The organism is Curtobacterium sp. MCSS17_005 (assembly GCF_003234225.2).
GTDB classification, from domain to species: domain Bacteria; phylum Actinomycetota; class Actinomycetes; order Actinomycetales; family Microbacteriaceae; genus Curtobacterium; species Curtobacterium flaccumfaciens.
Window position 1 is genome coordinate 1227945 of the sequence record NZ_CP126258.1, and the last position, 23353, is coordinate 1251297.

24 protein-coding genes are annotated in these 23353 nt (G+C 70.6%); 20 read left to right on the forward strand and 4 right to left on the reverse strand.

Annotated features, from left to right (window positions below; translation table 11 throughout):
- Positions 1–54: 54 nt before the first annotated feature.
- Both DEJ20_RS05975 and DEJ20_RS05980 read left to right on the forward strand, forming a co-directional pair.
- Positions 55–1389 carry a M16 family metallopeptidase gene (locus tag DEJ20_RS05975; RefSeq protein ID WP_111235266.1) on the forward strand — a complete coding sequence of 445 codons (1335 nt, stop codon included), beginning with the start codon at positions 55–57 and terminating at the stop codon, positions 1387–1389.
- An 8-nt stretch (positions 1390–1397) separates the two neighbouring features.
- Positions 1398–2000 (forward strand): histidine phosphatase family protein, encoded by a 603-nt coding sequence (locus DEJ20_RS05980; protein WP_027464756.1) that lies wholly within the window; start codon positions 1398–1400, stop codon positions 1998–2000.
- Between the two features lie 49 nt (positions 2001–2049).
- On the opposite strand, the gene DEJ20_RS05985 is transcribed toward DEJ20_RS05980, so the two are convergent.
- The gene (locus DEJ20_RS05985; RefSeq protein WP_111235265.1) at positions 2050–2541 is read right to left on the reverse strand and encodes a GNAT family N-acetyltransferase; all 492 of its coding nucleotides are present in this window, start codon (positions 2539–2541) and stop codon (positions 2050–2052) included.
- Positions 2542–2564: 23 nt separating this feature from the next.
- Here DEJ20_RS05985 and DEJ20_RS05990 point away from each other — a divergent pair, with 23 nt between their 5' ends.
- Both DEJ20_RS05990 and DEJ20_RS05995 read left to right on the forward strand, forming a co-directional pair.
- Positions 2565–3311, forward strand: a complete 747-nt coding sequence (locus DEJ20_RS05990) for a 4-hydroxy-tetrahydrodipicolinate reductase (RefSeq protein WP_258377153.1) — start codon at positions 2565–2567, stop codon at positions 3309–3311.
- A 14-nt stretch (positions 3312–3325) separates the two neighbouring features.
- Positions 3326–3790: a tetratricopeptide repeat protein gene (locus DEJ20_RS05995; RefSeq protein ID WP_111235263.1), complete on the forward strand. Its 465-nt coding sequence runs from the start codon at positions 3326–3328 to the stop codon at positions 3788–3790.
- A 19-nt stretch (positions 3791–3809) separates the two neighbouring features.
- Here the strand turns inward: DEJ20_RS05995 and DEJ20_RS06000 are convergent, their stop codons facing one another.
- Entirely contained in the window at positions 3810–4724 is a 915-nt protein-coding gene (locus tag DEJ20_RS06000) for a TIGR01777 family oxidoreductase (protein ID WP_111235262.1), read from the reverse strand.
- Between the two features lie 38 nt (positions 4725–4762).
- On the opposite strand from DEJ20_RS06000, the gene DEJ20_RS06005 reads away from it, so the two are divergent.
- From DEJ20_RS06005 to dapF, 14 genes are all read left to right on the forward strand, one after another.
- Positions 4763–5593: a thymidylate synthase gene (locus tag DEJ20_RS06005; protein WP_111235261.1), complete on the forward strand. Its 831-nt coding sequence runs from the start codon at positions 4763–4765 to the stop codon at positions 5591–5593.
- Positions 5593–6093, forward strand: a complete 501-nt coding sequence (locus DEJ20_RS06010) for a dihydrofolate reductase (RefSeq protein ID WP_111235260.1) — start codon at positions 5593–5595, stop codon at positions 6091–6093. Before DEJ20_RS06005 ends, DEJ20_RS06010 begins: the two co-directional genes overlap by 1 nt.
- Positions 6094–6218: 125 nt before the next feature.
- Entirely contained in the window at positions 6219–7196 is a 978-nt protein-coding gene (gene dapA, locus DEJ20_RS06015) for a 4-hydroxy-tetrahydrodipicolinate synthase (protein ID WP_017885921.1), read from the forward strand.
- A 49-nt stretch (positions 7197–7245) separates the two neighbouring features.
- A complete protein-coding gene (locus DEJ20_RS06020; protein WP_110859274.1) occupies positions 7246–8922 on the forward strand; it encodes a ribonuclease J in 1677 nt (558 codons plus the stop codon).
- A gap of 129 nt (positions 8923–9051) precedes the next feature.
- Positions 9052–11979: an FtsK/SpoIIIE family DNA translocase gene (locus DEJ20_RS06025; RefSeq protein WP_111235259.1), complete on the forward strand. Its 2928-nt coding sequence runs from the start codon at positions 9052–9054 to the stop codon at positions 11977–11979.
- A 5-nt stretch (positions 11980–11984) separates the two neighbouring features.
- The gene (gene pgsA, locus DEJ20_RS06030; protein ID WP_035807862.1) at positions 11985–12629 is read left to right on the forward strand and encodes a CDP-diacylglycerol--glycerol-3-phosphate 3-phosphatidyltransferase; all 645 of its coding nucleotides are present in this window, start codon (positions 11985–11987) and stop codon (positions 12627–12629) included.
- Entirely contained in the window at positions 12626–13153 is a 528-nt protein-coding gene (locus DEJ20_RS06035) for a CinA family protein (RefSeq protein ID WP_111235258.1), read from the forward strand. Before pgsA ends, DEJ20_RS06035 begins: the two co-directional genes overlap by 4 nt.
- 154 nt (positions 13154–13307) lie before the next feature.
- Positions 13308–13616 (forward strand): helix-turn-helix domain-containing protein, encoded by a 309-nt coding sequence (locus DEJ20_RS06040; RefSeq protein WP_027464765.1) that lies wholly within the window; start codon positions 13308–13310, stop codon positions 13614–13616.
- An 86-nt stretch (positions 13617–13702) separates the two neighbouring features.
- Entirely contained in the window at positions 13703–13927 is a 225-nt protein-coding gene (locus DEJ20_RS06045; RefSeq protein ID WP_071405602.1) for a DUF3046 domain-containing protein, read from the forward strand.
- Positions 13928–14199: 272 nt separating this feature from the next.
- Positions 14200–15261, forward strand: coding sequence for a recombinase RecA (gene recA, locus DEJ20_RS06050; protein WP_027464767.1), 1062 nt, complete (start codon positions 14200–14202; stop codon positions 15259–15261).
- Entirely contained in the window at positions 15258–16172 is a 915-nt protein-coding gene (locus DEJ20_RS06055; RefSeq protein WP_111235257.1) for a regulatory protein RecX, read from the forward strand. Before recA ends, DEJ20_RS06055 begins: the two co-directional genes overlap by 4 nt.
- A gap of 26 nt (positions 16173–16198) precedes the next feature.
- Positions 16199–17698 carry a tRNA (N6-isopentenyl adenosine(37)-C2)-methylthiotransferase MiaB gene (gene miaB / locus DEJ20_RS06060; protein WP_111235256.1) on the forward strand — a complete coding sequence of 500 codons (1500 nt, stop codon included), beginning with the start codon at positions 16199–16201 and terminating at the stop codon, positions 17696–17698.
- A 22-nt stretch (positions 17699–17720) separates the two neighbouring features.
- Entirely contained in the window at positions 17721–18668 is a 948-nt protein-coding gene (miaA, locus tag DEJ20_RS06065) for a tRNA (adenosine(37)-N6)-dimethylallyltransferase MiaA (RefSeq protein ID WP_258377164.1), read from the forward strand.
- Positions 18665–19555: a diaminopimelate epimerase gene (gene dapF / locus DEJ20_RS06070; protein WP_027464770.1), complete on the forward strand. Its 891-nt coding sequence runs from the start codon at positions 18665–18667 to the stop codon at positions 19553–19555. Before miaA ends, dapF begins: the two co-directional genes overlap by 4 nt.
- A gap of 101 nt (positions 19556–19656) precedes the next feature.
- On the opposite strand, the gene DEJ20_RS06075 is transcribed toward dapF, so the two are convergent.
- Positions 19657–20268 (reverse strand): class I SAM-dependent methyltransferase, encoded by a 612-nt coding sequence (locus DEJ20_RS06075; protein WP_111235255.1) that lies wholly within the window; start codon positions 20266–20268, stop codon positions 19657–19659.
- 61 nt (positions 20269–20329) lie between these two features.
- Between DEJ20_RS06075 and hflX the strand changes: the two genes are divergently transcribed.
- Positions 20330–21871 (forward strand): GTPase HflX, encoded by a 1542-nt coding sequence (gene hflX, locus DEJ20_RS06080; protein ID WP_111235254.1) that lies wholly within the window; start codon positions 20330–20332, stop codon positions 21869–21871.
- 221 nt (positions 21872–22092) lie between these two features.
- On the opposite strand, the gene lexA is transcribed toward hflX, so the two are convergent.
- Positions 22093–22737: a transcriptional repressor LexA gene (gene lexA, locus DEJ20_RS06085; protein ID WP_027464773.1), complete on the reverse strand. Its 645-nt coding sequence runs from the start codon at positions 22735–22737 to the stop codon at positions 22093–22095.
- A 236-nt stretch (positions 22738–22973) separates the two neighbouring features.
- Here lexA and DEJ20_RS06090 point away from each other — a divergent pair, with 236 nt between their 5' ends.
- Positions 22974–23351, forward strand: a complete 378-nt coding sequence (locus DEJ20_RS06090; RefSeq protein WP_111235253.1) for a LysM peptidoglycan-binding domain-containing protein — start codon at positions 22974–22976, stop codon at positions 23349–23351.
- The last annotated feature ends 2 nt before the right edge of the window (positions 23352–23353 follow it).

Genomic DNA, 23353 nt, shown 5'->3' on the forward strand with positions numbered 1-23353 from the left:
CCGAGACCGGGAAACTGGGCGGGAGGCATCGACGGATCAGTAGGCTCGTCTGCGATGAACCAGCCAGTGCCACTGCCGCTCGGGGCCCCGGACACGTCGTTCCTGACGTCCGGCGGGGCCTTCGTCCGTCGCACCGTGCTGCCCTCAGGGGTCCGTGTGCTGACCGAGGCGGTGCCGGGTGCCGCGTCGACGAGCATCGGGTTCTGGGTCGGCGTCGGTTCGCGTGACGAGCGCGACGGGCAGTTCGGGTCGACCCACTTCCTCGAACACCTGCTCTTCAAGGGCACCGAGACCCGATCGGCGCTCGACATCGCCATCGCGTTCGACTCGGTCGGCGGTGAGCACAACGCTGCGACCGCCAAGGAGTACACCTGCTACTACGCACGGGTCCGGGACACCGACGTCCCGATGGCCGTGAACGTCATCGGTGACATGGTCACCGGCTCGGTGCTCGAACCGGACGCCTTCGCCGTCGAGCGCGGGGTCATCCTCGAAGAACTCGCGATGGCTGCCGACGACCCGGCGGACGTCGCCGGCGAGGCGTTCTTCGCCGCGGCCTTCGGTGGACACCCCCTCGGCCGTCCGATCGGCGGGACCCCGGACAGCATCCGTGCGGTCCAGCGCGACGAGGTGCTCGCTCACTACCGCGAGCACTACGCGCCGAACGGCATCGTCGTCACCGCCGCCGGTGCCGTCGACCACGACCGGTTCTGCGAACTCGTCGCCGGCGTCTTCCACGACGCCCCCGACGCCGAGCCGCTGCCGCGCCGCACGCCCGACACCGTGGCCGACCCGGTCGAGGCGAAGCTGACCGTGGTGCACCGCCCGACCGAGCAGGTCAGCATGCTCCGCGGCTCGCAGGGCCTCGACCTGCGCGACGACCGCCGTCCCTCGCTCAGCGTCTTGAACGCCGTACTCGGTGGGGGCATGAGTTCGCGCCTGTTCCAAGAGGTCCGCGAGCGCCGCGGCCTGGCCTACGCGGTGTCGTCGTTCGCCCCCGCGTACCTGGACAACGGTGCCTTCGGTGTCTACGCGGGCTGCGCGCCGGACAACGTCGCCGGTGTCATCGACATCGTCGACGCCGAGTTCCGCCGGATGGTCGACCACGGCATCACCGACGACGAGCTCCGGCGTGCCAAGGGCCAGATCGAGGGTGCGCTGACACTCTCGCTCGAGGACTCCGACGCCCGCATGACCCGGCTCGGCCGTTCCGAGCTCGGCACCGGCGAGTACACCGACCTGTCGACGGCGCTCGAGCGGGTCGACGGTGTCACGACCGACGGCGTGCTCGAACTCGCGCGCGACCTGCTCACCCGTCCGACGATCACCTCGGTCGTCGGTGCCGTGCAGCAGGACGAACTCGCCGCGGCCATCGGGATCGGCAGCTGAGCACGGACATGTCGCACTACCTGTACCTCGTCCGGCACGGCGAACACCAGGACGCCGAACACGGCCTGCGGGACGGCAAGCTGTCCGAACGCGGCAAGCGCCAGGCGACCCTGATCGCGGACCGCCTCGGCGGCGTGCCCTTCGACGGCGTGTACCACTCGCCGCTCGAGGCCCCGAGCGAGACCGCCGCGTTCCTGTCGCAGCGCCTGCCGTCGATCCAGCCCGAGCCCTCGACACTGCTGTTCGACTGCATCCCCTCGGGCCCGACCCCGGACATGCCGCACGCCTACCAGGGCTGGTACGGCGGCATCACCGAAGAGGAGATCGTCGCCGGGCAGGCCCAGATGGGCGACGCGGTGTCGGAGTGGTTCACCCCGGCGCGCGAGGACCGGCACGACCTGCTGATCACCCACAACGCCGTGATCGGCTGGTTCGTGCGCGAGGCGTTCCAGGCCCCCGAGTGGCGCTGGATGGGCACGAACGTCGCCCACACCGCCCTCACGATCATCCGGATCCGGTCGGCGAAACCCGCCGAGGTCGTCACGCTGAACGACCTGGCCCACCTGCCGGTGGAGCTGCGCACCGGCCTGCCGGTCGACCAGCCCGTCTAGCGGCTGCCCGTCCGGTCCGCGGCGGTGCGGCCGGGAGGCCCGTGGCGGGTCAGGCGATCGGCTTGCGGTACCAGGCGGTCGCGTTCGGGTTGTCGTTGAACGGCTCGACCCGCTGGTACCCACGGCCGCGGTACATCGCGCCGGCCGCCACGAGCGAGTCGTTCGTGTCGAGGACGATGCTCGTCGCACCGAGGTCGGCCCCGGTCCGCTCGAGCAGGTCCATCACGGCCGTCGCCACGCCCGTGCCGCGCCCGGCCGGCGCCACGAAGACGTGCTTGACCTCGAACCGGACGTCGACGGCACCGGTCGCGTCGACCCCGTCCGCGATCCGACGGAGGCCGCCGCAGCCGACCGCGACGCCGTCGTCGTACGCCACTGCGAACACCCCGTTCGGCGGCGTGAACTCGGCCGCGGGCGTGCGCTTCCGCGAGTACGTGCCCTGCGCGCTCGGGAAGGTCGCCTCGCGCTCGTCCAGGTACGCGTCGAGCAGCGCGTCGACCTCGGGTAGATCGGCCGGCACGGTCCTGACCTCGACTGACATGCGTCGATCCTAGGATGGACCGCATGGTCACTCCCGTCGCCGTCGTCGGCGCCACCGGTCGTCTCGGGGGCCTCGTGGCGTCCGTCGTCGAGGAACTCCCGGAGTTCGAGCTCGTCGCCCGCCTGTCGTCGAAGGACGGCGCGCACGAGGCGCCGCCGTCGGTGTTCGGCGGCGCGGCCCTGGTGGTCGACGTGACGGTGCCGTCGCTCAGCCCGGCGATCGTGGAGAACGCGCTGTCGAGCGGCGCGAACGTGCTCGTCGGCACCTCCGGTTGGTCGCTCGACCGGCTCGCGAAGCTCCGCACCGGCCTGCAGGAACGTCCGGACCAGGGGGTGCTCGTGGTCCCGAACTTCTCGATCGGCTCCGTGCTCGGCACGCACCTGGCGACGATCGCGGCACCGTGGTTCCCGGCCGCCGAGATCGTCGAGACCCACCACGCCGGCAAGATCGACTCGCCCTCGGGCACCGCGGTGCGCACCGCCGAGCTGATGGCCGACGCCCGGCGCGAGGTCGGTCCCGTGGACGCCCCGCACGTCGACCAGCGCGCCCGCGGCCAGCAGGTCGCCAGCGTGCCCGTCCACTCGCTCCGGCTCCCCGGGGTGAAGGCCGTGCAGGACGTCGTGCTGAGCGGCCCCGGCGAGACGCTGACGATCCGGCACGACACCAACGACGACGTCGCCTACGTCGCGGGCATCCGTGCGGCGCTGGCGAACGTGGTGTCGGCGCGGGGCCTCACCGTGGGTCTCGGCAGCGTCCTCGGCATCGGCTGACCGCCGTGGGTCGGATGGAGCGGGCCGGACGCACGATCCGCTCGCCGTTCTGGGGTGCAGCGTTGATGGCGGTGCTGCTCGCCCTGTACATCGTGCTCGTCGGGCAGCGCGCCGTCGCCTTCATCGCGACCGGGATCCCGATCGGCATCGGCATCGGCGTCGCACTGTTCGTCGTCGCCGCGATCGGAGCGCTCCTGCTCGTGCTGGAGTTCCGCTTCGGCGTCCGCATCACCCGGCTCGGCGCGCGGCTCGAGGCCGAGGGCGGCACCCCGGACGACGTCGTCCCGGTGCGGCCGTCGGGCAGGCCGATCCGCGACGCCGCCGACGAGCTGTTCCCGCGGTACCGCGACGCGGTCGAGCAGGACCCGGCCGACTGGCGTGCCTGGTACCGGCTCGGTGTGGTCTACGACGCCGCCGGTGACCGCAAGCGCGCACGGTCGGCGATGCGCACCGCCCTGGCGCGCGCCACCGACCGCTGACCGCGAGCTGATCCGCGGATCAGAAGACGGCGTCGATCGCGTCCGCCGCCTGCGTGTACCGGAACGTGTAGCCGGACTCGAGCAGCTTCGTGGGGACCATCCGCTGGCTCGACAGGAGCATGTCGTCGGCGGCGTGCCGCAGCGCCAGGCGCAGGGCGAACTCGGGGATCCGGAAGAGGTACGGGCGGTGCAGGACCTCGGCGACGTGCTTCGTGATGCGATCGGCCACGACGGGCTCGGGGCCCGCCAGGTTCACCGGACCGGACACGTCCGGTGCCGCGGTCGCCAGGTGCACGATCGCGCCGACCTCGTCCTCGAGTGCGATCCAGGGCCAGTGCTGGCCGCCGGTGCCGAGCCGGCTGCCGACGCCGAGCTTCGTCAGCGGGACGAGCGGCGCGAGTGCACCGCCGCCCTTGCCGATGACGATGCCGGTGCGGAGCGTGACCACCCGGACCCCGGCGGGAGCGGCGTTCGCGGCGGCTTCCCACGCGGTGCAGACGTCGGCGAGGAAGCCCGTGCCCGGTGCGGCGTCGTCCTGCAGCACGTCGGCCGGCCGGTCGCCGTACACGCCGGAGGCCGAGCCCGACAGGAACAGTGCCGGGGGAGTGGCGGCGTGCCGCATCGCCTCGACCAGGGTGTCCGTGGCGTCGATGCGCGAGCTGCGGATCTCCCCGCGGTACGCGTCCGTCCACGGCAGCTTGCCGATGTTCGCGCCGGCAAGGTTGATCACCACGTCGGCACCGTCGAGGATCGCCGGGTCGAGCGGACGCCGCCCCGGTGCCCAGCAGAACTCGGTCGCAGTGCGCGCTTCGCGGCGGACGAGTGTGGTGACGTGGTGCCCCGCCTCGCGCAGGGCGCGGACGAGGGGCGTCCCGATGAACCCGGACGAGCCGGCCACCAGGATCGAGAGCGGTTGTTCCGTCGTGTCGGGCATGCCCGCAACGGTACTCACACCGACGTAGGCTTCTGTGTGTGACCGACAGCGAGACCGTACAGCCCGACGCCTCCGTCCCGACCCCCTACGAAGACCTGCTCCGCCGGGTCCTGACGGAGGGCTCGCCGAAGGGCGACCGCACCGGCACCGGCACCCGCAGCCTGTTCGGCGCGCAGCTCCGCTACGACCTGTCGAAGGGGTTCCCCCTCGTCAGCACGAAGCGTGTGCACTTCAAGTCGGTCGCGTACGAGCTCCTCTGGTTCCTGCGCGGCGAGGGCAACGCGACCTGGCTGCAGGAGCACGGCGTCCGCATCTGGAACGAGTGGGCGGACGCCGACGGCGACCTCGGCCCGGTGTACGGCGTGCAGTGGCGCTCGTGGCCGACCCCCTCGGGTGAGCACGTCGACCAGATCGCCCAGGTCATCGACCAGATCACGACCAACCCGGACAGCCGCCGGCTCATCGTCTCGGCGTGGAACGTCGCCGACGTGCCGGACATGGCGCTCGCCCCGTGCCACGCGTTCTTCCAGTTCTACGTCAACGACGGCAAGCTCTCGTGCCAGCTCTACCAGCGGAGCGCCGACATGTTCCTCGGCGTCCCGTTCAACATCGCCTCGTACGCGCTGCTGACCCACATGATCGCGGCGCAGACCGGGCTCGAGGTCGGCGACTTCGTCTGGACCGGCGGCGACTGCCACATCTACGACAACCACGTCGAACAGGTCGAGGAGCAGCTGTCCCGCACGGCGTACCCGATGCCGACGCTCGAACTCGGTCCGCGCGACTCGATCGACGACTACGAGTACGAGGACTTCACCGTCGTCGGCTACGAGCACCACCCGGCGATCAAGGCCGCGGTCGCCGTCTGATGATCGGCATGGTCTGGGCCCGCTCGACCACCGGCGTCATCGGCGCCGACGGCGGCATGCCCTGGCACGTGCCCGAGGACCTGGCGCACTTCAAGCAGGTGACCGGCGACGCGACCGTGCTGATGGGCCGGCGCACCTGGGAGTCCCTGCCCGAGCGCTTCCGGCCGCTGCCCGGTCGGCGCAACGTCGTGCTCACCCGGGACACGACGTGGACGGCCGACGGCGCCGAGGTCGTGCACGACCTGCAGGCCGAACTCGAGCGTGCCGACGGCGCCGACGAGACCGTGTGGGTGATCGGCGGCGGTCAGGTCTACGCCGCCGCACTCGACGCGGCCGACCACGTCTCCGAGACGCTGATCGACGTCGACGTGCCCGGCGACACCGTCGCACCGACGCTCGGCGAGGCGGCCGGCTGGACGCTCACCGACGAGGGCCCGTGGCAGGAGTCCCGCAACGGCGGCACCCGCTACCGGTTCCTGGAGTGGCAGCGCCGCGCCTGAGCGCCCGCACGCGCCGGGCGTGACCGGCAGGACGGAGGTGATCCGGGCCTCCCGGCCGCGCCGCAGGCGGTCCACCGTCCACACGGACGGCGGTCCTCGCGCGCATCCCCGGTACGCTGGTGCCCGTGTCCCCGCGTGAGAATCCCTTCGGTCAGGTCCTCGTCGCCCTCGTGACCCCGTTCACGGCCGACGGCGAGGTCGACTGGCCCGGCGTCGAGCAGCACATCGACGACTGCATCACCGCCGGCGCCGACGGCATCGTCGTCACCGGCACGACCGGTGAGACGTCGACGCTGACCGACCCGGAGAAGCTCCGTCTGGTCGAGGTCGGCAAGTCCGTCGCCGCCGGCCGCGCGAAGATCATCACGGGCGGCGGCTCGAACGAGACCGCGCACGCGATCCACCTGTACAAGCAGAGCGAGAAGGCCGGCGCGGACGGCGTCATGATCGTCACGCCGTACTACAACAAGCCGACGCAGTCGGGTGTCCTCACCCACTTCCGGATGATCGCCGACGCCACCGACCTGCCGGTGATCCTGTACGACATCCCGGGCCGCACCGGCATCCCGATCACGTACGACACGATCCTGCGTGCGTCGAAGCACCCGAACATCCTCGCCGTGAAGGACGCCAAGGGCGACTTCGCCGAGGTCTCGCGGGTGCTGAACAACACCGACCTCATGTACTTCTCCGGCGACGACACGAACGTGCTCCCGCACCTGTCGATCGGCGCCACCGGCCTGATCGGCGTGACCGCGAACATCACGAGCGCGCCGTACCGCACCATCGTCGACGCCGTGAACCGGGGCGACCTGGCCACCGCGACGGCCGAGCACAAGCGACTCGAGCCGCTCGTCCGCGCCGTGATGACGCACGTTCCCGGTACCGTGGCCGCCAAGTACATCCTGCACGGGCTCGGCCGCATCGGCAGCCCGCGCGTCCGACTGCCGCTCGTCGGCCCCGAGGACTCCGAGGCGTACGCCATCGAGACCTCCCTCGAAGCCGTGCGCGACGTGCCCGGCGCCGACTTCTCGAACTTCCGCCCCGACCGCAACGCGGCGGCCGGCGGTGCACTACCGAAGGTGCCAGGCACCACCCGCTAGCGAACACCGCGGCGCGCAGCACGCGCGTCGCCCGAATCCGTAGGACCGAATGCCCACACAGATCTCCGAACCGCAGCCGCTCGAAGCCGGCACCCTCCGCGTCGTCCCCATCGGGGGCCTCGGCGAGATCGGTCGCAACATGACCGTCTACGAGTACGAGGGCAAGCTGCTCATCGTCGACGCCGGCGTGCTGTTCCCCGAGGAGCACCAGCCCGGTGTCGACCTGATCCTGCCGGACTTCTCGCCGATCCGTGACCGCCTCGACGACGTCCTCGGTGTCGTGCTCACGCACGGCCACGAAGACCACATCGGCGCCGTCCCGTACCTGCTCAAGCTCCGCGACGACATCCCGCTGATCGGCTCCACGCTGACCCTCGCGCTGGTCGAGGCGAAGCTCAAGGAACACCGGATCAAGCCGTACACGCTCGTCGTGGCCGAGGACCAGACCGAGCAGATCGGCCCGTTCCACCTCGAGTTCGTCGCCGTGAACCACTCCATCCCGGACGCCCTCGCCGTCGCGATCACGACCCCCGCCGGTCGTGTGCTGCACACGGGTGACTTCAAGATGGACCAGCTCCCGCTGGACGACCGCATCACCGACCTCCGTGCGTTCGCCCGTCTGGGCGAGGCCGGCGTGGACCTGTTCCTGCCGGACTCCACGAACGCCGACGTGCCGGGCTTCACCGCTCCGGAGCGCGACATCGGCCCGGTGCTCGAGAACATCATCATGCGCGCCCGCAAGAAGGTCGTCGTGGCGAGCTTCTCGTCGCACGTGCACCGCGTGCAGCAGGTCCTCGACGCCGCCGCAGCCGCGAACCGCAAGGTCGCGTTCATGGGGCGCTCGATGATCCGCAACATGACGATCGCCGCCGACCTCGGGTACCTGCGGGTGCCGGAGAACGTGCTCATCGACACGAAGAAGGCGAAGAACGTCCCCGACGACCAGATCGTCTACATGTCGACCGGGTCGCAGGGTGAGCCGATGGCCGTCCTGGCCCGCATGGCGAACCTCGAACACCAGATCGAGATCGGCGAGGGCGACACCGTCATCCTCGCGTCGTCGCTCATCCCGGGCAACGAGAACGCCGTGTACCGCGTCATCGACGGGCTGACCAAGCTCGGTGCGAAGGTCGTGCACAAGGGCAACGCGAAGGTGCACGTCTCCGGGCACGCCTCCGCCGGCGAGCTGCTCTACTGCTACAACATCCTGCGGCCGCGCAACGTGCTCCCCGTCCACGGCGAGCACCGCCACCTGTACGCGAACGCCGACCTGGCGATCCAGACGGGTGTCCCGCCGCGCAACGTGATCCTCGGGCAGGACGGCATCGTCGTCGACCTGAAGGACGGCGTCGCGACGGTCGCCGGCCAGTTGGACATCGGCTACGTCTACGTCGACGGCTCCACCGTCGGTGAGATCACTGACGCCGACCTGAAGGACCGCCGCGTCCTGGCGGAAGAGGGCTTCATCTCCATCTTCGCCGCAGTGGACTTCACCACCGGGCAGTGCGTGATCGGCCCGGAGATCCAGTCGCGTGGGTTCGCCGAGGACGACTCCGTCTTCGACGACGTCCGCCCGCAGATCGCCAAGGCGATCTCCGAGGCCGCCGCCAACGGCACGCGTGACTCGCACGCCTTCGCGCAGGTCGTCCGTCGCACGGTCGGCCGCTGGGTGAACACGAAGCACCGTCGTCGTCCGATGATCGTCCCGGTGGTCATCGAGGCGTAGGGCCCGTCCGCGGGTGGGCGCGCGTTCGCGTTCGCGTCCGTCCGGCCCGGGAGGCCCGTCCAGCGTCCGTCACGGACGCTGCGGCGGGCCTTCCTGCGTTTGTCCTGAGCGGGCGTTAGGGTTCTGCCCATGGCCGGAGGCACCAAGTCGACCACGCGCTCGCGCGCGTCCACGTCGTCCCGTGGCAACGGGACGCGCGGTTCGTCGCGCACCCAGGCCACGACGAAGAAGCTGCCGCAGGCCGCACCCACGCCGGTGTTCCGCGAGCAGAACCCGCTCGTGACCTTCTGGCTCGCGATGGCGCACGGCGTCGGCGCGATGTTCCGGCTGCTCGGCAAGGAGACCCTCGAGAAGGACCAGCGGCGCGACGGGTTCCCGTTCCTGCTGTTCCTGCTGGCCATCACCGGCGGCGTCGTGGAGTGGCTCAACCCGACCAACAGCGTCTCCGTCGCACTCGACGCGTACACGTTCGGTGGGCTGTTCGGTCGCCTGGCGTTCGCCCTGCCCGTCATCATGATCGTGTTCGCCGGGTGGCTGTTCCGGCACCCGGCCTCGGTGCACGACAACACCCGGATCGGCATCGGCCTGGGCATCCTGATCGTGTCGATCGCCTCGCTCTGCCACGTCTTCGGCGGCCGTCCGAGCGCGGCCGACGGCATGCCCGCGCTGGCCGCCGCCGGTGGGGTGCTCGGCTGGGTGGTCATCGGCTGGCTCGTCACGATCGCGACCGCCTGGGTGGCCGTCCCCGTGGCGATCGTGCTGCTGGTGCTCTCGCTCTTCATCATCACCAAGACGCCGCCGAACAAGCTCGGGCGACGCCTGCACGAGCTCTACGCCTACCTGTTCGGCGCCCCGGCCCCCGCAGCAGAACCCGAGGCCGACGCCGTGGCGGAGCCCGCCCCCCGCGCCCGCACGTCGAAGCGCGGCAAGAAGGGCGACACCGACTTCCAGCTGTTCGACGACCTCGGGTTCGGTGACGAGCAGGCCGCTGCCGACGCCGAACCCGGTGGCGACAACGTGCCGTGGTGGCGCCGGAACAAGTCCGGGCGTGAAGAGGACCCGGCGTACGACAGCCCCGTGCTGCCCCCGGCCAGCGGGGTCGCCCCGGCTGCCGCTGCCGTCGCACCAGCTGCCCCCGTCGTGCCCGCTGTGCCCGCCGTGAGCCCGAACGCCGGTGCCGCCGCCGGGCTCGTCGACCTCACGCCGGCCGAGCCCGCGTCGGTCAACCTCAACGACTCGGTCGAGCAGGACCTGCAGGACGCCGAGCAGGCGCTCCGCGCGTTCGGCACCGACGTCCCCGCGCGGCCGGAGCCGACGGCCGACATCCGTCCCGCGGTGCCCGAGGTGCTGTCCGAGCCCGAGATCGTCGACGAGCCGGAGGACATCGACGCCGCCGCCGAGCTCAGCGCGGCCGCCGCCGGTTCCGACGAGGACCCGTCGAAGCCCTACCGACTGCCCGCCGCCACGACGCTGAGTTCCGGAACGCCCTCGGTGGCGCGGAGCCAGGCGAACGACGACATCGTCGCCGCGATCACCGGGGTGCTCACCGAGTTCAAGGTCGACGCGAAGGTCACCGGGTTCTCCCGCGGCCCGACGGTCACGCGGTACGAGATCGAGCTCGGCCCGGGCGTGAAGGTCGAGCGCGTCACGGCGCTGTCGAAGAACCTGTCGTACGCGGTCGCCTCGAACGAGGTCCGGATCCTGTCGCCGATCCCGGGCAAGAGCGCCATCGGCGTCGAGATCCCGAACACCGACCGCGAGATCGTCTCGCTCGGTGACGTGCTGCGCTCGAACGCCGCCCGCAAGTCGAAGCACCCGATGACGATCGGCGTCGGCAAGGACGTCGAGGGCGGCTTCGTCGTCGCGAACCTGGCGAAGATGCCGCACCTACTCGTCGCCGGCTCCACCGGGTCCGGCAAGTCGGTGTTCATCAACTCGATGATCACGTCGCTGCTGATGCGCGCGAAGCCGTCCGAGGTCCGCATGGTCCTGGTCGACCCGAAGCGCGTCGAGCTCTCCATCTACGCCGGTGTCCCGCACCTCATCACGCCCATCATCACGAACCCGAAGAAGGCGGCCGAAGCGCTGCAGTGGGTCGTGAAGGAGATGGACATGCGGTACGACGACCTGGCGTCGTTCGGGTTCCGCCACGTCGACGACTTCAACAAGGCGATCGAGAACAACGAGATCGTCCTGCCGGCGGGGAGCGAGCGGAAGCTCAAGCCGTACCCGTACCTGCTCGTCGTCGTCGACGAGCTCGCCGACCTCATGCTCGTGGCGCCGCGTGACGTCGAGGAGTCGATCGTCCGCATCACCCAGCTCGCCCGTGCCGCCGGCATCCACCTGGTGCTCGCGACGCAGCGCCCCTCGGTCGACGTCATCACCGGCCTGATCAAGGCGAACGTGCCGTCGCGCATCGCCTTCGCGGTGACGAGCGTCACGGACTCCCGCGTCATCCTCGACCAGCCCGGCGCCGACAAGCTCATCGGTCAGGGCGACGCGCTCTTCCTGCCGATGGGCTCGTCCAAGTCGCTCCGTGTGCAGGGTGCCTGGGTGCAGGAGGGCGAGGTCGCCGAGGTCGTCCAGCACGTCACGCGTCAGGCGCAGCCCGAGTACCGCCAGGACGTCCAGGCCGTGGTCGAGCGCAAGGAGATCGACGCCGACATCGGCGACGACCTCGAACTGCTGCTCGCGGCCGTCGAGCAGGTCGTGTCGACCCAGTTCGGTTCCACGTCGATGCTGCAGCGGAAGCTCCGCGTCGGCTTCGCCAAGGCCGGTCGTCTGATGGACCTGATGGAGTCGCGCGACATCGTCGGGCCGTCCGAGGGTTCGAAGGCCCGCGACGTCCTGGTGACCGCCGACCAGCTGCCCGCGGTGCTCGCGAAGCTCCGCGGCGAGGAGCCGCCCGCCGCGGCCGCTCCGGCAGCGCCGGCCCCGACGCCGTCCGGCGACGGTGACCGCTACGGCGCCGACCCCGTCGGGGACATGACCCGCGGGTACGATGAAGTCCACGACGAGCCCGATGAGGACGCGTGGGGACTGACGGGCAGGGAGTGACGGCGATGACCGCCTCGGACAGCACGAACACCACGCACGGCGCACGGTTCCCGTGGCGCGGGCGGCTGCTGCGCAAGGGCCCCGGCCCGGCGTCGACCGCGAACGTCGCGAACATCATCACGGTGGTGCGCATCCTGATGGCGCCGCTGTTCTTCGTCCTGCTGCTCGCCGACGCCGGCAACGACGGGCCCCTGCGGATCTGGGCCGCGGTCGTCTTCGTCGTGGCGATCGTCACGGACAGCGCCGACGGCATCATCGCCCGTCGGCAGAACCTGGTCACGGACTTCGGCAAGCTCGTCGACCCGATCGCCGACAAGGTGCTCATCGGTGGTGCGCTCGTCGCGCTGTCGATCCTGGCCGAGCTGCCCTGGTACGTGACCGTGCTGATCATGGTGCGCGAGATCGGCATCACGGTCTTCCGGTTCGCGGTGCTCTCCGACCGGGTGATCCCGGCGAGCCGCGGCGGCAAGATCAAGACCGTGCTGCAGGCCGTCGCCCTGACGGCGGCGCTGTTCCCGTGGTGGAACCTGGTCGGCGACTGGGCGCACTGGGTCAACGGCATCCTGATGACGGCCGCGTTCCTGGCAACGATCCTGAGCGGGATCGACTACCTCTGGCAGGCATGGAAGCACAACCGCACCACCGCATGACCGGACCCGAGCGCTCGACGCAGGCCGCGCCTCCCGTCCCGGTCGCACCGGGACTCATCGCCGAACTGACGGCGCGGGGCGAGACGCTCGCCGTGGCGGAGTCGCTGACCGGCGGCCTCGTGGTCGCCACCCTCGTCGACGTGCCGGGCGCGAGCGCCGTCGTCCGCGGCGGCGTCGTGGCCTACGCGACGCCCGTGAAGCACTCCGTCCTCGGGGTCTCGGCGGAGCTGCTCGGGGCCGAGGGTGCCGTGCACCCCGAGGTCGCCCGGCAGATGGCCGCCGGTGTCCGGATCGCGCTGTCCGTCGACGGGGAACCCGCGACGTGGGGGATCAGCACGACGGGTGTCGCCGGCCCGGATCCGCAGGACGGCAAGCCCGTCGGTACCGTGTACGTGGGGATCGCCTCCGCCGCGGGGGCTGAGGCCTTCGAGCTGCACCTCGACGGTGACCGGGGAGCAATCCGGCACGCCACCGTCTCCGAACTCCTTGCACGGATGTCGTCCGAGGTCCGGGGCCGGGAATAGGTCCCGTTTCCACTGGGTTACATCTCACGAAATCTCCAGCAGTACGGCAGCCAGCCTGGCTACCATGCTGCAACCGGCAACGCTATTGTTGCTGAACCCGAACTCGATCCACCGGACCGAGCGGGCGCGGAGACGACAGAGAGGAGGAGTTCTCATGGTTCTCGTTCGTCAGGAAATCGGCGATGTGCTCCGGGACTTCCGCTTGCAGAAGGGCCGGACCCTCCGTCAGGTCGCGTCCAAGGCCAGTGTCGCGCTCGGGTACCTCAGTGAGGTCGAGCGCGGGCAGAAGGAAGCCAGCTCGGAGATCCTCGCGTCCGTCGCGGATGCTCTGGACACGCCAATCTCGACCATCATGCGCGAAGTGGGTGACCGCCTCGCGATCGTCGAGGGGCTGACCCCCGTCCCCGACACGCTCCCGGACGACCTCGTCGCCGAGTTCGACAACGACCTCGCGGTGCGCTGAGCGCATCGCACCGAACGCCCTCGCCGGTCCTTCCCGGCGGGGGCGTTCTGCGTTCCGGCCCACGACCACGCGCCTAGGCTGGTCGGATGCGCGTGAGTGAGTTCTGGCGAGCCGTCGACCAGGTGTTCGGTGAGGCCTACGGTTCCGTGGTCACCCGCGACGTCGTGCTCGAGGGGCTGGGCGGTCGCTCCGCCGTGGACGCCCTCGCCGCAGGCATCGAGGCCCGCCGGGTGTGGGACGCCCTGTGCGACTCGCAGGACGTCCCGATGGACCGGCGGCACGGCAAGGGCCTCGCCGAACCCCAGGACTGAGCGGGGTTCGCGGGGCCGCGCACCCGAAACTGTGTTCGGCGTGTTGCTCGAACGCGTGTTCGATCGGTGGTAACTTCCTCCACAGCGGCGTCGCCCGGATGTTCCATCCACAGATCGCGTGACCGTCGGCAGTGATGTCGGTGGCTCGCCATAGGTTGATGGACATCGGGAACAGCCCGAAGCCTTGTCGCAGAACCATCGGCCTTGCACCATCGGCCGGCGTGGACGCGACAGCCTACAGGCGGCCGAACACGAGCACGAAGGAGCACCCCATGCCATCACCGGCAGACCGCGAGAAGGCCCTCGAGACCGCACTCGCACAGATCGACAGGCAGTTCGGCAAGGGTGCGATCATGCGCCTCGGTTCGGACGAACGCGCCCCCGTCAACGTCATCCAGACCGGGTCGGTGGCGCTGGACGTCGCGCTCGGCATCGGTGGCCTGCCCCGTGGCCGCATCGTCGAGATCTACGGCCCGGAGTCGTCGGGTAAGACGACCCTCACCATCCACGCCATCGCCAACGCCCAGCGCGCCGGTGGCATCGCGGCCTTCATCGACGCCGAGCACGCGCTCGACCCCGAGTACGCCAAGAAGCTCGGTGTCGACATCGACGCCCTGCTCGTGTCGCAGCCCGACACCGCCGAGCAGGCGCTCGAGATCGCGGACATGCTGGTCCGCTCCGGCTCCATCGACCTGATCGTCATCGACTCCGTCGCGGCCCTCGTGCCCCGTGCCGAGATCGAGGGCGAGATGGGTGACTCGCACGTCGGTCTGCAGGCCCGCCTCATGTCCCAGGCCCTGCGAAAGCTCGCCGGTGGCCTGAACCAGACGCAGACCACGATGATCTTCATCAACCAGCTGCGCGAGAAGATCGGCGTGTTCTTCGGTTCGCCCGAGACCACCTCGGGCGGTAAGGCGCTGAAGTTCTACGCGTCCGTCCGCCTCGACATCCGTCGCATCGAGACGCTCAAGAGCGGCACCGATGCGGTGGGCAACCGCACGCGTGTCAAGGTCGTCAAGAACAAGATGGCGCCGCCCTTCAAGCAGGCCGAGTTCGACATCCTGTACGGCGTCGGCATCTCGCGCGAAGGCTCGCTGCTCGACTTCGGTGTCGACCACGGCATCGTCAAGAAGTCGGGCGCCTGGTACACCTACGACGGCGACCAGCTCGGGCAGGGCAAGGAGAACTCGCGTTCCTTCCTGATCCAGAACCCCGAGATCGCTGCCGACATCGAAGGCAAGATCCTCGCCAAGCTCGGGGTCGGGGGCGCCAAGGCCGAGGACGCCCCGGTCGAGTCGATCGCGCCGAAGCTCGCGGAGCGCAAGGGCGCGTGAGCACCGACCACGACGACGACGGCCTCGCACCGGTCACCGACCTGTTCGGTGCGAGGTCGCGTCGCCGTGCCCCCGTCACCCCGGTGACGCCGGCGATCCCCGAGCCTCCGGTGTCACCGGACGAACCGCGCGACACCGACGGCTGGGCGCTGCCCGAGTCGGACGAAGGCCGGCCGGACGAGATCCCCGCATCGTTCGACGCCGATTCGCCGGTGCCCCTGCACGGTGCCCGGGGGCCGGCAGCGTGGGTGTCGCCCGTCATCGGAGACGGCAGCGGGCGCTCGATCCGTGCCGAGCAGGACGGCTACGACTCCGAGACCGCTGACGCCACCACGGCGTCGGTGTTCTCCATCGCCGGTGGCGAGGAGATCGACCCGGCCGACGCACCCCGTCCGCTCGACGAACAGCGGGCGGATGCCGAACGGATCAGCATGCGGGCCCTCGGGCGCAAGGGCGTGAGCGAGTCCGAGATGCGGACCCTGCTGCTGCAGCAGGACCTCGACCCCGACGTGGTCGAGCACGAGATCGAACGGTTGACCCGTGTCGGCCTCCTCGACGACGTCGCCCTCGCCACCGACCTGGTGGATCGACTGCACGCCCGCAAGGGCCTCGGCCGACAGGGTGTCGTGACGGAGCTCCGTCGCCGGGGCATCGACCAGGTGGCGATCGACACCGCGCTCGACGACGCCGCCGATGACGAGGACGACGAGTTCCTCCGCGCGCAGGAACTCGCCGACAAGCGGGCGCCGCAGATGCGCGGGCTCGACCGGGCCACCGCGGAACGCCGTCTGTCCGGCTTCCTGATGCGCAAGGGCTACAGCTCCGGCGTCGTCCGGATCGCTGTTGCGCGTGCCCTCGACGGTGGCGGAAAGCGACCGCAACCCGGCCGCGGGACCGTCCGGTTCGAGTAGTCGCTCCGACCTACACTGGGACGACCATGGCCACCGTCGAAGCGCGCCCCCGCACCTACGAAGTCCGCACCTACGGGTGCCAGATGAACGTGCACGACTCCGAGCGGTTGAGCGGGTCACTGCAGGCCGCGGGCTACACCGCGGCGGACGGTGCGCAGGCCGACGTCGTGGTCATCAACACCTGCGCGGTGCGCGAGAACGCGGACAACCGCCTGTACGGCAACCTCGGGCAGCTCGCGGGGATCAAGCGCGAGCACCCCGGCATGCAGATCGCCGTCGGCGGGTGCCTGGCGCAGAAGGACAAGAACGTCATCCTCGAGAAGGCGCCGTGGGTCGACGTCGTCTTCGGCACGCACAACATGGGGTCGCTGCCGACCCTGCTCGAGCGGGCGCGGCACAACGACGAGGCGCAGATCGAGATCCTCGAGGCACTCGACGTCTTCCCGTCGACGCTGCCCACCAAGCGCGACTCGACGCACAGCGGCTGGGTCTCCATCTCGGTCGGCTGCAACAACACCTGCACGTTCTGCATCGTCCCCTCGCTCCGCGGCAAGGAGAAGGACCGCCGTCCGGGTGACGTCCTGGCCGAGATCCAGGCGCTGGTCGACGACGGCGCGATCGAGGTCACGCTGCTCGGGCAGAACGTGAACTCCTACGGGGTCGAGTTCGGCGACCGACAGGCGTTCGGCAAGCTGCTGCGGGCCACCGGTGCCATCGAGGGGCTCGAGCGCGTCCGCTTCACGAGCCCGCACCCGGCGGCGTTCACCGATGACGTCATCGACGCGATGGCCGAGACCCCGAACGTGATGCCCCAGCTGCACATGCCGTTGCAGTCGGGTTCCGACCGGGTGCTCAAGGCCATGCGCCGGAGCTACCGCAGCGAGCGGTTCCTCGGCATCCTCGACCGCGTCCGCGCGAAGATCCCGCACGCGGCGATCTCCACCGACATCATCGTCGGGTTCCCCGGCGAGACCGACGCCGACTTCGAGGACACCCTGCGCGTCGTCGAGCAGGCGCGGTTCGCGTCGGCGTTCACGTTCCAGTACTCGATCCGTCCGGGCACGCCGGCCGCGACGATGGACGACCAGCTGCCGAAGCACATCGTGCAGGACCGCTACGAGCGACTCGTCGCCCTGCAGGAACGCATCACCGCGGAAGAGAACGCGCTGCAGGTCGGCCGGAGCGTCGAGGTGCTCGTCGCCTCCGGTGAGGGCCGCAAGGACGACGCCAACCGCCGGCTCTCCGGTCGGGCGGAGGACTCCCGGCTCGTGCACTTCACCGTGCCCTCCGGGTCCGAGGTCCCGCGCCCGGGCGACGTGGTCACCGTGGACATCACTCGTGCCGCTCCGCACTTCCTGCTCGCCGACGACGACGACGCGCCGCTGCGCATCCGACGCACCCGTGCCGGGGACGCCTGGGACCGCGCGCAGGCCGAGAGCTGCGGCGTGCCCACACCCGCTGCCGCCACGGGCGACGGGCCTCGTCCGGTCTCGCTCGGGCTGCCCACGCTCCGTGTCGGACGCTGAGCTCCCCGGGGTTGCGCCGACGATCGCCGCGTCGCCCGCATCCGGTGACGCCGCGGACCTGATCGCGGTGGTCGGGGCGACGGGCACCGGGAAGTCCGACCTCGGCATCGCGATCGCAGAGCGGCTGCGTGCTGCCGGCCGCCCCGCGGAGATCATCAACGCGGACGCCATGCAGCTGTACCGGGGCATGGACATCGGCACCGCGAAGCTCCCGCCGGCCGAACGGCACGGCATCCCGCACCACGAGCTCGACGTGCTCGACGTCACCGACGAGGCGAGCGTCGCCGCGTACCAGGTCGCCGCCAGAGCCGACGTCGACCGGATCCAGGCCGACGGTGGCGTGGCCGTCCTCGTCGGCGGCAGCGGCCTCTACGTCTCCGCGGTGCTGTTCGACCTGGCGTTCCCGGGCACCGACCCTGCGCTCCGTGCGCAGCTCGAGCGCGAGCACGAGGAGCTCGGCCCGGGCATCCTGCTCGAGCGACTCCGCGCTCTCGACCCGGCGGCCGCCGCGACGATCGACGCGCGCAACCCACGGCGGTTGATCCGTGCACTCGAGATCGCGAGCCGATCCGAGGTCGTGACCCCGAGCCTCCCGGCCGCGCCCCGCGCCTGGCGACCGTCCCGGATCCTGCACCTGCGGCGCGACCGCGAGCAGCTCGTGTCGGCGCTGCACGAGCGGGCGGCGCGGATGTTCGAGGCCGGCCTCGTCGACGAGGTCGCGGCGCTCCGCGAGCAGGGCCTCGAGCAGGGCAGGACCGCGCGCGGCGCGATCGGGTACTCGCAGGCGCTCGAGGTGCTCGCCGGCACGGCGACCCGCGAGCAGGCGGTCGAGGCGACCGGCATCGCGACCCGGAAGTACGCCCGGCGGCAGGTGTCGTGGTTCCGTCGGTACGCCGAAGCCGAGACGCTCGACGTCACGGGGGCGGACCGCAGCGACCTGTCGCAACTGGCCCGTAGGATCGTGCCGTGACCGAGCTGCACTTCACCAAGGGCCAGGGGACCGGCAACGACTTCGTCCTGTTCGCCGACCCCGACGCCACCGTCGACCTGACCCCCGAGCGGATCCGTGCCATCGCGGACCGACGCTTCGGCGTGGGCGGCGACGGCGTGATCCGCGCAGTGCGGTCCGAGGCCATCCCGGAGGGGCGTGCGCTCGTGGCCGTCGAGCCCGAGGCGACGTGGTTCATGGACTACCACAACGCCGACGGCACGGTCGCGGAGATGTGCGGCAACGGCATCCGCGTGTTCGCCCGGTACCTGACCGAGTCCGGCCTGGTCGAGCTCGCTCCCGGCGAGACGCTCACCGTCGGCAGCCGCAAGGGGCTGGTCGACATCCAGCGCACCACGAACGGGTTCGCCGCCGACCTCGGACGCTGGGGCCTGGGCATCGAGGGCGGTGGTTCCGACGACGTGCTCGTCCGGGCGAAGAACCTCGACGGGGCGCGGCCCGGCATCGGCATCGACGTGGGCAATCCGCACGTGGTCGTCGCCGTCGAGACCGAGGACGAACTGGCCGACCTCGACCTGACCTTCCTGCCGGTGCTCGACCCCGCGCCGGAGCACGGTGCGAACGTCGAGTTCGTGCTGCCCGGCGACCCCCTCATCAAGGACGGCGTCGGCGAGATCACGATGCGGGTGCACGAGCGGGGGAGCGGTGAGACGCTCTCGTGCGGCACCGGGGCCGTCGCGGCGGCCCTCGCCACGCGCTACTGGGTCGGTGCCGGGGCGCCGGACACCTGGCGCGTGCGGGTGCCGGGCGGGCTGCTGACGGTGCGGATGACGGCGACCGAGGACGGCGAGCACGTCTCGTTGTCCGGTCCCGCCGAGCTCGTGTTCTCCGGCGACCTGACCGTCTGACCGACGCGGAGCCTCGTTGCCGCTTCGTGAGCAGAAATGGTCGGGTGCCCAGCGGCGACCCGACCGTTTGTGCTCACGATGTGAGCGCTCGCGCACGCGCCCTACGCGCTGCGCTGCACCCGGATGACGCGGAACCCCTTCGCCGTCGACTCGCGCGTGACCGCGAACTCCGAGCCGAGCGCCCCGACGAGCCACTTCTGCAAGGAGTCACCTCCGAGGTCCTTCGACACGACGAGCCAGGCGTCGCCCCCGACCTCGAGCCGGGGCAGCCACGTCAGCAGGATCTGGTGCAGCTCGTCCTTGCCGACACGGATCGGCGGGTTCGACCAGATCGTGCGGAAGCGCAGGTCGGCCGGCACGTCGTCGGGCAGCGCGATCGTGACGTTCGACGCCCCGGCAGCAGCCGCGTTGGTGCGCGCGAGCCCGAGCACCCGCTCGTTGACGTCGACGCCCCACACGTGGGCGTCGGGGGACTGCAGGGCCATCGTGATCGCGATCGGGCCCCAGCCGCAGCCGATGTCGAGCAGCGCTCCGTCGGCAGCGGGTGCCGGCACCGAACCGAGCAGGACCTTCGTGCCGCGGTCGACGCCGTCGGGGCTGAAGACCCCCGCCGCGGTCGACAGGGTGAGGGACTGACCGGCGAGCGTGACGTGCACCTGGCGCGGCCGGAGTTCGCTCTCGGGGCTGGCCGAGAAGTAGTGGTCGTTCGCCATGGATGAACCGTACCGGCAACCGAGTGTGTCGGAGGGCCTCCAGAGGTAGCCTGTGCACAGGATGACGGATACCCATCAGCAGAACCACCAGACCAACGACGACAGCGCAGACGGTGTCGTCGAGAGGGTGTTGCGCAACGCAGACCACCGCGCAGCATCGTCCATCTTCGCACCCGCCCAGGCCATCCAGACGCAGTCGGTCGACGACCGCAGCTGGACCGGCGACGGCGACCAGTACGACCGTGAGGACCGTGCGGCGCTGCGCCGTGTCGCCGGTCTCTCCACCGAACTCGAGGACGTCACCGAGGTCGAGTACCGCCAGCTGCGGCTCGAGCAGGTCGTCCTCATCGGCGTGTACCCCCAGGGCGACGCCTCGGACGCCGAGAACTCCCTCCGCGAGCTCGCGGCACTCGCCGAAACCGCGGGCGCCGTGGTGCTCGACGGGCTCCTCCAGCGCCGGCCCAACCCGGACCCGGCCACCTACCTGGGCAAGGGCAAGGCCCAGGAGCTCGCGATGGTCGTCAAGGCCACCGGCGCCGACACGGTCATCGCCGACACCGAACTCGCACCCTCGCAGCGTCGTGCGCTCGAGGACGTCGTGAAGGTGAAGGTCATCGACCGCACGGCCGTGATCCTCGACATCTTCAGCCAGCACGCGAAGACCCGCGAGGGGAAGGCGCAGGTCGAACTCGCTCAGCTGCAGTACCTGCTGCCTCGACTGCGCGGTTGGGGTGACTCGATGTCCCGGCAGGCCGGTGGCCAGGTCTCCGGAGGCGCTGGCATGGGCTCTCGTGGCCCCGGTGAGACGAAGATGGAGCTCGACCGCCGCAAGATCCACACGCGGATGGCGAAGCTCCGCCGGCAGATCGCCGGGTTCACCCCGGCCCGTGAGGCCAAGCGTGCCGAGCGCAACCGCAACGAGGTGCCGAGCGTCGCGATCGCGGGCTACACCAACGCCGGCAAGTCGTCGCTGTTGAACCGGCTCACGAGCGCGGGTGTGCTGGTGCAGAACCAGCTGTTCGCGACGCTGGACGCCACCGTCCGTCGGACCGAGAGCGCCAAGGGCCGGGAGTTCACGTTCGTCGACACGGTCGGCTTCGTGCGCAACCTGCCGCACCAGCTCGTCGAGGCCTTCCGTTCCACCCTCGAAGAAGTCGGTGACGCCGACGTCATCGTGCACGTGGTCGACGGCTCGCACCCCGACCCCGGGGCGCAGCTGTCCACCGTGCGCGAGGTCATCGGCGACGTCGGTGCGGGTGACATCCCGGAGATCGTCGTCTTCAACAAGGCCGACCTGATCGACGACGCGCAGCGCCTCGTGCTCATCGGACTCGTGCCGGACGCGGTGTTCGTGTCGGCGCGCACCGGCGAGGGCATCCCCGAGCTCCTCAGCGTCATCGAGGACCGCCTGCCGGAGCCCGACGTCGACCTGACGATCGTGGTGCCGTACGACCGCGGCGACCTGGTGTCGTCGCTGCACGACACCGGCTCGGTCGAGTCGGTCGACTACGTCCAGGACGGCACGCGCCTGCGGGTGCGCGTCTTCCAGCGGCAGGTCGCCGAGCTCGAGCCCTACGTGGTCACGCCGGTCCCGACCGTCTGACGCTCGACTCCGGCGGGCGCTGGAGAGCGCTGCCGCGCGGCCTGGAGGCCCGTCACGGGTCCGCCGGACGCCGTCGCGTCATCGAGACGCCCCGGAACACACGAAACGCCGCCGGATCCGGCGGCGTTTCGTCGTGCGAGGGGTGTCGTCCACAGGGCTGACGTGCACTGACGACGGCGTCTCGCGCCGGTGCAGCGCGAGTCGCGAGTCGCGATTCACTGTCAGAGGGAGCGGAGGACCGCGACGACCTTGCCGAGGACCGAGGCGGCGTCGCCGAGGATCGGCTCGAAGGCGGAGTTGCGCGGCAGCAGCCACGTGTGACCGTCGCGCTGGCGGAAGACCTTGACCGTCGCCTCTTCGTCGAGCATGGCCGCGACGATGTCACCGTTCTCGGCAGTCTGCTGTGAGCGGACGACGACCCAGTCGCCGTCGCAGATCGCGGCGTCGATCATCGACTCACCGACGACCTTGAGCATGAAGAGCTCGCCGGTGCCGACGAGCTGTCGGGGGAGCGGGATGATCTCGTCGACGTGCTGCTCGGCGGTGATCGGGACGCCGGCGGCGATCCGACCGACGAGCGGCACGAGCGTGGTGGCGTCGATGTCCGGGCCGCCGACGTCGGACGACGGCTCGTCGACCAGGACCTCGAGCGCGCGCGGGCGGTTCGGGTCGCGGCGGATCCATCCCCCGAGCTCGAGCTGGCCGAGCTGGTGGGAGACGCTGGAGAGCGAGGAGAGCCCGGCAGCGTCGCCGATCTCGCGCATGCTCGGCGGGTAGCCCCGCGATGCGATCGACGCGCGGATCGCATCGAAGATCGCCTGCTGCTTCGGCGTCAGCGGCTTCTGGCCCCGCAGTTCGTCCACCACGTCGTCTCGCTTTCGTCGGTGCCGGTCCGGCCGCGGCGGGAATGTCGGTGGTCCCCGTCAGGCTTGTCCCAGTCGATCGAAACAGTATCCGACCAGCCAGGGCCGGACAAACACCTGTTCGAGCGTGTCGCAAGAAAACCCCGCAGAAATCCACTCCCAGGACTTGTGCGTCGTCTGATTCGAAACTATGTTCGGTACACGACTTCGGTTCCACCGAACGGGAAGGCAAGAACGACATGAGCACCATCGCCATCGCTGACATCCAGCGCACCGCGGCGCCCGCCGTGCGTACCCGCCTGCGTCTGACGCGTCGCGGCCGCATCGTCTTCACGACGCTCGCCGCGCTCCCGCTCCTCATCGTCGTCGCCCTCGGCGTGCTGAACGGCGGGCAGGCCTCCGCCGGAGACGCCACCGCCGGCGGCGCCCGCACCCAGTTCGAGACCGTGACGATCCAGCCGGGCGAGACGCTCTGGCAGCTCGCCGAGCAGACGGCGCCGAACTCGGACCCGCGTGACTTCGTGCAGGACGTCGTGAGCCTCAACGCGCTCGACGGCTCCGCGCTGCAGGCCGGCGAAGAGATCGCCATCCCCACCAAGTACACGGACAGCGAGTAGTC

Coding starts and splice junctions, on each gene's coding strand:
- hflX (WP_111235254.1), top strand. CDS start 20,330: ATGACGGATACCCATCAGCAGAACCACCAGACCAACGACGACAGCGCA.
- miaB (WP_111235256.1), top strand. CDS start 16,199: ATGGCCACCGTCGAAGCGCGCCCCCGCACCTACGAAGTCCGCACCTAC.
- DEJ20_RS05975 (WP_111235266.1), top strand. CDS start 55: ATGAACCAGCCAGTGCCACTGCCGCTCGGGGCCCCGGACACGTCGTTC.
- DEJ20_RS06090 (WP_111235253.1), top strand. CDS start 22,974: ATGAGCACCATCGCCATCGCTGACATCCAGCGCACCGCGGCGCCCGCC.
- DEJ20_RS06040 (WP_027464765.1), top strand. CDS start 13,308: ATGGTTCTCGTTCGTCAGGAAATCGGCGATGTGCTCCGGGACTTCCGC.
- DEJ20_RS06020 (WP_110859274.1), top strand. CDS start 7,246: ATGCCCACACAGATCTCCGAACCGCAGCCGCTCGAAGCCGGCACCCTC.
- DEJ20_RS06045 (WP_071405602.1), top strand. CDS start 13,703: ATGCGCGTGAGTGAGTTCTGGCGAGCCGTCGACCAGGTGTTCGGTGAG.
- DEJ20_RS05985 (WP_111235265.1), bottom strand. CDS start 2,541: ATGTCAGTCGAGGTCAGGACCGTGCCGGCCGATCTACCCGAGGTCGAC.
- DEJ20_RS06010 (WP_111235260.1), top strand. CDS start 5,593: ATGATCGGCATGGTCTGGGCCCGCTCGACCACCGGCGTCATCGGCGCC.
- pgsA (WP_035807862.1), top strand. CDS start 11,985: ATGACCGCCTCGGACAGCACGAACACCACGCACGGCGCACGGTTCCCG.
- DEJ20_RS05990 (WP_258377153.1), top strand. CDS start 2,565: ATGGTCACTCCCGTCGCCGTCGTCGGCGCCACCGGTCGTCTCGGGGGC.
- DEJ20_RS06000 (WP_111235262.1), bottom strand. CDS start 4,724: ATGCCCGACACGACGGAACAACCGCTCTCGATCCTGGTGGCCGGCTCG.
- DEJ20_RS05980 (WP_027464756.1), top strand. CDS start 1,398: ATGTCGCACTACCTGTACCTCGTCCGGCACGGCGAACACCAGGACGCC.
- DEJ20_RS05995 (WP_111235263.1), top strand. CDS start 3,326: ATGGAGCGGGCCGGACGCACGATCCGCTCGCCGTTCTGGGGTGCAGCG.
- DEJ20_RS06035 (WP_111235258.1), top strand. CDS start 12,626: ATGACCGGACCCGAGCGCTCGACGCAGGCCGCGCCTCCCGTCCCGGTC.
- recA (WP_027464767.1), top strand. CDS start 14,200: ATGCCATCACCGGCAGACCGCGAGAAGGCCCTCGAGACCGCACTCGCA.
- DEJ20_RS06025 (WP_111235259.1), top strand. CDS start 9,052: ATGGCCGGAGGCACCAAGTCGACCACGCGCTCGCGCGCGTCCACGTCG.
- DEJ20_RS06075 (WP_111235255.1), bottom strand. CDS start 20,268: ATGGCGAACGACCACTACTTCTCGGCCAGCCCCGAGAGCGAACTCCGG.